Annotated in this window: 11 protein-coding genes; 1 reads left to right on the top strand and 10 read right to left on the bottom strand. The window is 70.9% G+C overall.

The features are described from left to right. Positions 1-9: 9 nt before the first annotated feature. A complete protein-coding gene (locus tag EOINJALH_RS07660; protein WP_088279753.1) occupies positions 10-663 on the top strand; it encodes a response regulator transcription factor in 654 nt (217 codons plus the stop codon). A 20-nt stretch (positions 664-683) separates the two neighbouring features. On the opposite strand, the gene EOINJALH_RS07655 is transcribed toward EOINJALH_RS07660, so the two are convergent. The 10 genes from EOINJALH_RS07655 to EOINJALH_RS07610 form a co-directional block, all read right to left on the bottom strand. Then, complete coding sequence (locus tag EOINJALH_RS07655) at positions 684-1,682, bottom strand: tripartite tricarboxylate transporter substrate binding protein (protein WP_088279752.1); 999 nt, start codon at positions 1,680-1,682, stop codon at positions 684-686. Further along, positions 1,673-2,434, bottom strand: coding sequence for a hypothetical protein (locus tag EOINJALH_RS07650; protein ID WP_234413710.1), 762 nt, complete (start codon positions 2,432-2,434; stop codon positions 1,673-1,675). Before EOINJALH_RS07650 ends, EOINJALH_RS07655 begins: the two co-directional genes overlap by 10 nt. Continuing rightward, the gene (locus tag EOINJALH_RS07645; RefSeq protein WP_088279751.1) at positions 2,434-2,928 is read right to left on the bottom strand and encodes a hypothetical protein; all 495 of its coding nucleotides are present in this window, start codon (positions 2,926-2,928) and stop codon (positions 2,434-2,436) included. Before EOINJALH_RS07645 ends, EOINJALH_RS07650 begins: the two co-directional genes overlap by 1 nt. Before the next feature lie 4 nt (positions 2,929-2,932). Further along, positions 2,933-3,538 carry a hypothetical protein gene (locus tag EOINJALH_RS07640; RefSeq protein ID WP_088279750.1) on the bottom strand — a complete coding sequence of 202 codons (606 nt, stop codon included), beginning with the start codon at positions 3,536-3,538 and terminating at the stop codon, positions 2,933-2,935. Between the two features lie 7 nt (positions 3,539-3,545). Next, the gene (locus tag EOINJALH_RS07635) at positions 3,546-4,238 is read right to left on the bottom strand and encodes a hypothetical protein (RefSeq protein ID WP_234413709.1); all 693 of its coding nucleotides are present in this window, start codon (positions 4,236-4,238) and stop codon (positions 3,546-3,548) included. Further along, complete coding sequence (locus tag EOINJALH_RS07630; protein ID WP_088279749.1) at positions 4,235-5,080, bottom strand: ABC transporter permease; 846 nt, start codon at positions 5,078-5,080, stop codon at positions 4,235-4,237. The genes EOINJALH_RS07635 and EOINJALH_RS07630 overlap by 4 nt, the downstream gene beginning before the upstream one ends. Beyond that, the gene (locus EOINJALH_RS07625; protein ID WP_088279748.1) at positions 5,077-6,240 is read right to left on the bottom strand and encodes a branched-chain amino acid ABC transporter substrate-binding protein; all 1,164 of its coding nucleotides are present in this window, start codon (positions 6,238-6,240) and stop codon (positions 5,077-5,079) included. The genes EOINJALH_RS07630 and EOINJALH_RS07625 overlap by 4 nt, the downstream gene beginning before the upstream one ends. Beyond that, entirely contained in the window at positions 6,237-7,208 is a 972-nt protein-coding gene (locus tag EOINJALH_RS07620; protein ID WP_088279758.1) for a PQQ-dependent catabolism-associated beta-propeller protein, read from the bottom strand. Before EOINJALH_RS07620 ends, EOINJALH_RS07625 begins: the two co-directional genes overlap by 4 nt. Positions 7,209-7,237: 29 nt before the next feature. Continuing rightward, positions 7,238-7,993 (bottom strand): ABC transporter ATP-binding protein, encoded by a 756-nt coding sequence (locus tag EOINJALH_RS07615; protein WP_088279747.1) that lies wholly within the window; start codon positions 7,991-7,993, stop codon positions 7,238-7,240. A 157-nt stretch (positions 7,994-8,150) separates the two neighbouring features. Then, the gene (locus EOINJALH_RS07610; RefSeq protein WP_158219683.1) at positions 8,151-8,951 is read right to left on the bottom strand and encodes an MBL fold metallo-hydrolase; all 801 of its coding nucleotides are present in this window, start codon (positions 8,949-8,951) and stop codon (positions 8,151-8,153) included. Between the last annotated feature and the right edge of the window lie 262 nt (positions 8,952-9,213).

Raw genomic sequence — 9,213 nt, 5'->3', positions numbered from 1 at the left:
GCGCGGGGGATGTTATCCGCGCGCCTGCGCGTGATGCTGGTCGACGACCACGCGGTCGTGCGCACCGGCTACCAGCGCCTGCTCGAGCTGGCCGGCGACATGGTCGTCGTGGCCGAGCATGCCGATGCCGACGCGGCCTACGCGGCGCTGGCGCGCAGCGCGCCGGGCGAGCCCGGCGTGGACGTGGTGGTGCTCGACCTGTCGATGCCCGGCCGCAGCGGGCTCGACCTGCTGCGCCGCGCGGTGCAGCGCTGGCCCCAGGTGCGCTGGCTGGTGTTCACGATGCACGACAGCCCGGCCATGGTGGGTCAGGCGCTGCGCGCCGGGGCCGACGGCTTCGTCACCAAGGGCAGCGAGCCCGACGAACTGGTGCGCTGCCTGCGCCGCGTGGCCGCCGGCGAGCGCCGGGTGCTGTCGGCCGACGTGGCCGGCGCCATCCGAGAACCGGCCGCCGAGCTGCCGCACCTGGCGCTGTCGCCGCGCGAATTCGACGTGCTGCGGCTGCTGGTGCAGGGCTGTGCGCTGCCCGAGATCGCGACCCGGCTGCACCTGAGCCCGAAGACCGTGTCGAACCTGCAGACGCAGATCCGGGCCCGGCTGGGCGTGACGACAGCGGTCGAACTGCTGCGCTACGCACACCAGCACCGGCTGATCGTGCCGTAGGGCACGCGCCGCGACGTGGCTCAGGACGGTGCGCGGGCCAGCCCCAGTCGTTCCACCGTGCGCTTCTCGGCGGCGTACACCTCGCGCATCGACCGCGCGTAGTCTTCGGTGCCCAGGTAGGCCAGGCTCTGGTCGTAGCGTTCCAGCTCGGCCACGTGAGCCGGCTCGTGCATGGCCAGGCGGAAGGCATCGTGCAGCGCCTGCACCACCGCCGCCGGCATGCCGCGCGGGCCGGCCAGCCCGTAGGGCGAAGTGGCCACGATGCCGTGGCCCAGTTCGCGCAGCGTGGGCACCTGCGGCCAGCGGCGCGTGCGCTGCTCGCCGAAGGTGACCAGCAGCCGCAGCGCGCCCGAATCGACGAAGGGCGCAAAACCGTTGGAGTTGACGCCCACCATCACCTGGCCCGACGACACCGCGATCATCTGCTCCGACGTGCCCTTGTAGGGCACGTGCACGTAGGTGAGGCCGCGGCGCGAGAACAGCTCGTCCATCACCGTGTGCGGTGTGGTGCCGACGCCGTTGGTGGCCACGGTGAGCGCGCCCGGGTGCTGCTTCGCATAGGCGAACAGGTCGTCCAGGCTGCGCAGCCCGCTGGCCGCCGGCACCACGATGCCGAAGGTGACGCCGCTGATCTGCAGGATGGGCGAGGTGTCGCGGATCGGGTCCCAGGTGAGCTTCTGCACCAGCGGGGCACGGAACACCGGCTGCGGCATCTGCGCGATGGTGTAGCCGTCGGGGGCGGCCTGCTGCAGGATCGGCATCACCAGCGTGCCGCCGGCCCCGGCGCGGTTCTCGACGATCACCTTCTGCCCGAGGTGGCGGCCGGCCAGTTCGGCCAGCACGCGCATCGCCAGGTCGGTGGCGCCGCCGGCCGGCCAGGGCACCCACAGGGAGATCGGCCGCGTGGGAAAGCTTTGCGGCGGCTGTGCCAGCGCACGGCCGAAGGCCGGCCCCAGTGCCAGGGCGGACATCAGGCCCATCGCCTGGCGGCGTCGGGGGTGGAAGGGTTTCACTGCCATTCGGTCAACTCCATCGTCAGTGTGCCACCGCTGAGGAAGGTGGATTGAGCGGGCTCACGCCGCTCGAGCTTCACCAGCCCGACCCCCTTGCAATACCACTCGAGCGTGGTCAGCGGCATGTCCTTGAAGCCATTCACCGGGTCGGCGAACAGGCGCATCGCGGCGTCGCCCTTCACCCGGATGCAGTCGGTGAAGGCGCCGGCCCGCGTGGCGACCTTCTCGCCCAGCGCCTCGATGCGGTACTGCATCATCACCGGCTGGTGGGTGTGGCGGATCTCCGGGGGGAATTCGGCCCGGCGGCGCAGCAGGTAGGCGGTGGTGGTGGCCTGCCACTGCGTGCCCACGGCCAGCGGCTGCTTCAGCACGTAGCGCGGCGCCTTGTCGGGCGCGGGCTCGGCCTCGAGGTCGGTCTTGCTGGCCACGCGGAAGATGCCGGTGTCGTCGGCGCGCAGCCAGTAGTCCACACCCGATGCGCTGCGCCGACGCCAGGCGCGGCCACCGGATTCGAGCGACTCCTCGCCGTGCGTGCTGAGCACGATCTGCTCGCGCTCGACCGTGTTGTTCTCCCACTCGGAGGCGCTGTCGTACACCCAGCGGTGCCCGCGTTCGAGCGGAAAGTACGACTCGCCGCCGGCCGGTGGCCCGGAGCAGGCCGCGAGCAGCCCTGCCGCCACGGCGCCGGCCAGCCTGCGCACGATCCGGCCTGCGGCGCCCTCGGCGGGTCTGCCGATCGGTGCAAGGTCGGTTCGCATCACTTCTCCGGCAACTGGGGCGCGGGCAGGTCGCGGATCTTGACCTCCTGCTCGTCGCTGCCCGGGCGCAGCCAGCCCAGGCCCTTCTTGCCCGCTTTCGGCGCGGCGGTGCCCATCTGGGTGACGCCTTGGCGGGCTTTCTTCATGCCCTCGTTGAGCAAGGCATGCAGGTCCTTCGCGTAGGGCAGCTTGTGGGCGCGCGGCTGCGCCACCGGCTTGCCGTTCTCGATGGCGTTGACCCAGATGTACAGCGCGCCGGCCGACTTGTTGCTGGGCTCCTCGATCACCGCGGCCAGCAGCGTGAAGCGCTCGGGCAGCGCATCGACGGTGGGCCAGCCCGACAGGTTGTGCACCACGTCGTCGGCCCAGAAATAGAACACGGCCACGCCGGCCACCAGCAGCGCCTTCATCCAGGCCGGCCAGCGGGACCACACGAGCGCCAGCGCGCACAGGAACACCAGCGCACTGAACGAGAGGATGAGCGACAGGGACAAGGCGTTACATCCTCTGGACCAGCTGCCTCGGCAGCGTGTTGATCTGGCCGACGCCGCCATCGGGCAGCACGGTGAAGCGAACGGCGGTGGCCTCGTCGCCCTTGCGGGCGAGCGTCACCTGCCCGTAGTAGACGACCTCGGCACGCGGATTGACCTTGACCACCGACACGGTGACCTCCACCGGCTGGCCGTCCTTGGAATCGTAGTAGTGCGCGTTGACCGTGTACTCGCCGGCGGCGATGCCGCGCAGCGTGACCACCTCCTGGTTCAGCGGGTTCACGATGCTGCGGCCGTTGACGACGATCGAGTCGTTGGCCAGACCGCGGTCGTCGCGGTCCAGGTGCATCAGCCCGGCCTCGCGGGCGCGGAACCACACCAGGTTGCCGCCGGGGTCCTGGATCCAGGTGTCGATGTCGTTGGGGTTCATGTCGGGCCACGACAGCGTCACGATGTACTCGGCCTTGGCCGGGATGTCGCCCGCCTTCAGCGCCCGCGGGTTCATCGCCAGCAGCGCCACGATGAAGCAGAAGACGAAGGCGATCAGCATGTTGAACAACATGTCGTAGAACGGATCGACCTCCGCTTCGCGAACGTGCCGGCTGCGCCTCATCCAGGCCTCAATGGCTTTCGTCGCGTGACGAAGCGCCGAGGCCCGCGCGCTGGCAATCCGACACCAGCGCGTCGGCATAGCGGTCCAGCCGCGTCAGCTGCAGGCCGAGCAGGATGTTGCCGACCAGGCCCACCATGGTGGTCAGCAGCGCGATGCCCAGGCCGGTGGTCAGGCTCTTCAGCAGGTCCTGCGTCTGCGTCGGGTCGAAGTTCTGGATCTGGCCGATGTTCAGCGCCAGCACCGAGAAGCCGATCACCTTGCCGAGCAGGCCCAGCTTGAGCTGGATGCCGTTCACCCACCAGGCGGTGTGGTGCGGGCCGTGGGTCTGTTCCATCAGCAGGTCGAGCGGGGCATCGGCGTCGCGCGGCCGGGCGGCCAACGCGGCCAGGTATTCGCTGGCCCAGCCTTCGTTGGGCCGATGCTGCCGTGCCTCGACCAGCAGCCCGCGCTGGCGCTGCAGTTCGCGGCTGCGCGCCCCGCACCACAGCGTGCTGGCGGCGAAGACGACGATGATCACCAGCGTGAGGCCAGTGGGGTCGGACGTGAGCAGCAGCGCCCACACGCCGCGCATGCCCAGCAGCCAGGTGGCGAACACCAGCAGGCCGCCCAGCGCCAGCCATTCGAACCACAGCGGCTCCAGGTCATGGCGGCCCGGCGCGGCCGACTGACTGCGTGGCTTGCGTGTCAGCAGCGACATCATGGCGGGCCTCCGCGCTTGGTGAGGGCGCCGAAGCCGCGCTGCGGGTCGTAGCCCCAGGCGGCGAGCGCGAAGCACGCCACCAGCGTGCCCACCACGATGTAGGGCGACAGGCCGGGGTCCTTGCCGTACAGCGCAAAGCGCATCCATTCCACCGCGTGCGTGAACGGGTTGACCAGCGCGATGCGGTGCACCCACTCGGCGCCCGATTCCTCGAGCTTCCACAGCGGGTACAGCGCGGTGGACATGAAGTACATCGGGAAGATGACGAAGTTCATCGTGCCGGCGAAGTTCTCGAGCTGCTTGATGTGCACCGACAGCAGCAGGCCCAGCGAGCCCAGCATCAGCGCCGAGGCCACCGCGGCCAGCAGCACATGCGCCGTCTGCGGCCCGAACACCGGCAGCGTGGTGCCCAGCAGCGCGGCCACGACGACGAAGGCCGCGGCCTGCGCCAGCGAGAGCACCGCGGTGGCGGTGAGCTTGGACAGCAGGATCCACCAGCGCGGCAACGGCGCGGTGAGCAGCAGCCGCATCAGACCCATCTCGCGGTCGTAGACCATCGCCAGGCTGGACTGCATGCCGTTGAACAGCAGCACCATGCCCACCAGCCCCGGGGCGATGTAGACGTCGTAGGGGATGTAGGTGTCGTAGGGCTCGACGATGGCCACCCCGAAGACGTTGCGGAAGCCCGCCGCGAACACCGCCAGCCACAGCAGCGGCCGCACCAGCGCCGACACCAGCCGGCCGTACTGGCGGCCGAACTTGGCCAGTTCGCGCAGCACGATGGCCCGCATGGCCTGCAGCGCGTGGCGCGCGCCGGTGTGGCGCTGCGGCGCAACGGTCATGGCCGGGCCTTGCAGAGCTTCTCGGGGGCGTCGACGCCCAGCGTGTCGAGGTTGTTCTTCGGGTGCAGCATGCCCTCGACCGGGGCGCTGCCGACCACGCCGACGCCGTCGGTCAGCAGCATGGTCTGGCGCAACTGTCCGTCCCAGGGGCGGAAGGTCATGGCCACGCCCTTCGAGCCGTCGAGTTCCTGTTCGGCCAGCGCCTTGGCGAAGGCGGCGGCGGGGCCCTTGGGTGCGGCCACGGCGGCGGCGGCCAGGGCCTTGCCGGCCAGCCACGACGACCAGTCGTGCGCCGTCATCGTCCGGCCGCTCGCGGCCTTGGCGAAGCGGCGCGACACCTGGGGCGCGCCGAAGCGCTCGAACTGCGCATGCCAGGCCAGCGAGGTGAGCCCGGCATCGCCGATCACCGGCCGTGGCAGCACCGTGCGGTAGGGCAGGGCGCGGGCGAACTCGCCGTCGCTGTCGACCACCCAGACCACGTCGTAGCTGCCCTGTGTGAGCAGCAGCGGGTTGGCCAGATCGCGTTCGCGCGGGTCGGCCGACAGCTTGTAGGGCTTGGCGGCGACGAGCTTCAGGCCATAGCGCTTCAGGGCCGTCTGCGCCACCGCGGCACGCTCGCGGTCGCTGTCGGTGGGGCCGGTGAGCATCAGCACCTGCGACCACTTGCGCGCCACCATCCACTGCGCCAGGGCGTCGGCGCGCATGCGCTCGCTGGGCAGGATGTGCAGCAGGCGCGGCCGGCAGTCCTTCTCGCGCAGGCGATCGGCGGGCTCGCCGACGTTGACGATCGGCAGCTTCACGGCATCGGTGGCGGCCAGCAGCCAGTCGGCCGGAAGGTCGGCCACCAACGCGGCGGCGCCGGCCTTCTCGGCCTTGGCCGCGGCGTCGCGCGCGGCCTGGGCCGAGCCGACGCTCACCACCTCGAGCGCGACCGAAGTGCCGGACGCGTCCATCTCGAGTTGGGCTTCCTTCAGCGCCACGTTCAGGCCATCGGCCGGTGTGCCGGTCGGGTGGCCCAGGTAGGCGCGCTCGACGCGATTGCGGGCCAGCCGCGGGTCGTCGTCGCGCACCAGCAGCGTGGCCTTGTAGGGCACGGCCATTGCGGCGCCGGCGGCCAGCGCCAGCAGCGTGGCCGCCGCGGGGCGGGACAGGTGCCTCATTCGACGATCAGCGTCATGTAGGGCACTCGGCCGACGGCCACGCTCTTCACTGCCTTGGCGCCCGCCACGTCGACGACGGTGATGTCGTCCGACAGGCCGTTGGTCACCACCAGGCGCTGCTCGGCCTTGTCGAGCGTGACGTTCCAGGCCCGCTTGCCCACCAGCACCAGGTCGGTCACCTTGCGGCTGGCTACGTCGACGAAGGCCACGTGGTTGGCGTTGCCCAGGGCCACGAAGGCGCGCTTGCCGTCCTTGGTCATCGTGACGCCGACCGGGGTGATGTCGGAGGCGCGCGCGCCCTTGACCTTGAAGGCCAAGGTGTCGATGACCGAATAGTCCTTGGTCGACAGCACGGTCACCGAGGCGGCCAGTTCGTTGGTCACCCACAGCTGGCTGCCGTCGGGTGTGAGCGCAAAGCGGCGGGGCCGCTTGCCCACCTTCACGTTCTTCAGCACCTGGCCGCTGGCGGTGTCGATCACGTGCACCAGGCTCGCCACCTCGGAGGTCACCCACACGGTCTTGCCGTCGGGCGAGGCCTTCACGCCTTCGGGCTCCTTGCCCACCGGGATGGTCTTGGTGATCTTGCCGGACGCGAAGTCGACGAAGGAGACCTCGCCCGCGTCCTCGTTCGACACGTACACCGTCTTGCCGTCGGGCGACAGGTCGTAGGCCTCGGGCTCGTCGCCCAGCGGCAGCAGGCGCTGCGACTTGCGCGTGGCCAGGTCGATGATGTCGGCGCCGTTGGAGTCGGTGCACGACACCATCAGCGACTTGCCATCGGGCGTCAGCATCAGGTGGCGCGGCTTCTTGCAGGTCTTGATGGTGCCCGTGACCGCCAGCGTCTTCATGTCGACGATGGTCAGCGCGTTGTCCTTTTCGCTGGACACATAGGCCACGCCCTGGGCGAAGCTGGCGCTGGTGGCCAGGCCGGCCAGCAGCGTGGCGGCCAGGGCCGGGAGGCGACGCATGCGCGACGCAGTGGGGTGGCGTTCGAACTTCATGGGATGACTTCTCCTTGGGGTTTCTTCGACTCCGGCCCGGCTGCGGTGGCCCGCAGAAAGGCTTGCTCCAACGTGCCGCCGCCCAGGGCGGCGCACACCTCGGCCGGCGTGCCGTCGGCCAGCAGCCGGCCCTTGTGCAGCACCAGCACACGGTCCGCACCTTCGACTTCCTCGACCAGGTGCGTGGCCCACAGCACGGTGCTCTGGCGCGCCTGCACGTCGGCCTGCACGGCGGCCACCAGGTCTCGCCGCGACTTGGGGTCGAGGCCGACGGTGGGCTCGTCCATCAGCACGACCGCGGGTTGGTGCAGCAAGGCGCGCACGAGTTCCACCTTGCGGCGGTTGCCGCCCGACAGTTCGCGCACCGTGCGGCCGAGTTCGGCACCCAGGCCGATGGCGGCACATCCGGCGGCGATGCGCTCGGTGGCCAGGGCGCGTGGCAGGCCGTGCAGGTCGGCGTGGAAGCGCAGGTTGCGCTCGACGCTCAGGTCGAGGTCGAGCGACATCTGCTGGAACACCACGCCGATGTGGGCCAGCGCCTTCACGGCTTCGCGGCGCAGCGAGTGGCCGGCCACCATGGCGTCGCCCTCGTCGGCGGTGAACAGGCCGGTGAGCACCTGGAACAGCGTCGACTTGCCGGCGCCGTTGGGCCCCAGCAGCGCGGTGAAGCAGCCCGCGGGCAGGGCCAGCGACAGGCCGTCGAGCGCGGTGCGCTGGCCGTAGCGCTTGGTGATGGCCGTCAGCTCGAGCATCGGGCGGGCAGAGGAATTCGTCATCAGGCGCGGTTTGTAGCGGCTGGACCGGCCCGCGCAAAGCTGCGGATTGCCCGGGGGGTGGCGCGAGCGGCGTCGCGGATTGTCGCGGCGTGTCGCAGGTGGCGTGACAGCGGGTGTCGCGGGGCGAGGGTGGTCAGAGATCGATTTCCATGCCGTCGAAGGCCATGGCGATGCCCCGTTCGGCCAGTGCGGCCGGACCACCATGCGCGCCCTCGGCGCCGAACAGCACCTTGTGGCGAGCCGGCAGGTCGCGCAGCAGGTCCATCCACAGCGGGTCGGCGGGCGTGGATTCATCCTCGCCGGGGCTGTCCAGCAGCAGGCAGTCGGCCTCGCGCATCCAGTCGAAGGCCAGGCCGCCCAGCGGCGCCAGGCCCGGCGCGCAGAACACGCGCTGGCCGGTGGCCAGGTCGCGCACGGCCAGCGCGATGCTGTCGCCCACACGTGGATGCTCGCCCAGCGCATGCGGCAGCGCCGGTGCCGCGGTGGCCAGGGCGGTGAACTCGAGGCTGGGCATGCCCTCGACGCGGAACGAGGCCGCGCGCCGGTCGCCCGCCACCGGCACCACGTGCCAGTGCACGCCGCAGTAGTGCTGCAGCACGGGCAGCACGGGCAGGGCGGTGGTCAGCGACTCGAAGACCGAGGGCGTGGCGTAGAGGTCGATCGGCGCGCCGTCGCGCAGGCTGAGCAGGCCGCCGACATGGTCGACCTGCGCGTCGGTCAGCACCACGGCGCGGGCGCTCGCGCCACCCAGGCCCGGGTGTGCATCGAGCGACACATCCGAATCGAGCTGGTGGGCGACCGCGGCCGAGACGTTGATCAGCACCCACTGGCCCTCGCCGCAGCCCAGGGCCAGCACGCCGCGGTCGCGGGTGCCGGCGCGCTGGGGCGCGCGGCGGCGGCCCGGGCCACCCCCCCGCAACACGACGATCTTCATGGCGACACCCCCTCGACGCATCCCGGACGGGCGCGGCTTGCGGCAAGATGACCCATGTGAAGACGCCCCCCTCGGACATTGCCTGTTCGCATCGGCCAAACCGCTGCAAGACACATGCCGTGTGCACCGCTGCCCGGCAGCTTGGTCCACCAGCGGCCACGGCCCGCCTGGGTTGTGCCAGTGGGACAGTGCTGCGCGCCACGCTGACACAGGGCAAACCCGTGGGGTGCCGCGGGAAAACCCGCGACACGGACCTGTCGAA

Origin of the sequence: Ideonella sp. A 288 (genome assembly GCF_002198735.1) — a bacterium.
In the GTDB taxonomy this organism is placed as follows: domain Bacteria; phylum Pseudomonadota; class Gammaproteobacteria; order Burkholderiales; family Burkholderiaceae_C; genus Pseudaquabacterium.
The sequence above is the reverse complement of the archived record's forward strand: the minus strand, read 5'-3'. Positions and strand labels throughout refer to the sequence as shown.

Excerpts from the sequence above, each read along its gene's own strand:
- EOINJALH_RS07660 (WP_088279753.1), top strand. The coding sequence starts at position 10 with ATGTTATCCGCGCGCCTGCGCGTGATGCTGGTCGACGACCACGCGGTC.
- EOINJALH_RS07655 (WP_088279752.1), bottom strand. The coding sequence starts at position 1,682 with ATGGCAGTGAAACCCTTCCACCCCCGACGCCGCCAGGCGATGGGCCTG.
- EOINJALH_RS07650 (WP_234413710.1), bottom strand. The coding sequence starts at position 2,434 with ATGCGAACCGACCTTGCACCGATCGGCAGACCCGCCGAGGGCGCCGCA.
- EOINJALH_RS07640 (WP_088279750.1), bottom strand. The coding sequence starts at position 3,538 with ATGAGGCGCAGCCGGCACGTTCGCGAAGCGGAGGTCGATCCGTTCTAC.
- EOINJALH_RS07635 (WP_234413709.1), bottom strand. The coding sequence starts at position 4,238 with ATGATGTCGCTGCTGACACGCAAGCCACGCAGTCAGTCGGCCGCGCCG.
- EOINJALH_RS07630 (WP_088279749.1), bottom strand. The coding sequence starts at position 5,080 with ATGACCGTTGCGCCGCAGCGCCACACCGGCGCGCGCCACGCGCTGCAG.
- EOINJALH_RS07625 (WP_088279748.1), bottom strand. The coding sequence starts at position 6,240 with ATGAGGCACCTGTCCCGCCCCGCGGCGGCCACGCTGCTGGCGCTGGCC.
- EOINJALH_RS07620 (WP_088279758.1), bottom strand. The coding sequence starts at position 7,208 with ATGCGTCGCCTCCCGGCCCTGGCCGCCACGCTGCTGGCCGGCCTGGCC.
- EOINJALH_RS07615 (WP_088279747.1), bottom strand. The coding sequence starts at position 7,993 with ATGCTCGAGCTGACGGCCATCACCAAGCGCTACGGCCAGCGCACCGCG.
- EOINJALH_RS07610 (WP_158219683.1), bottom strand. The coding sequence starts at position 8,951 with ATGAAGATCGTCGTGTTGCGGGGGGGTGGCCCGGGCCGCCGCCGCGCG.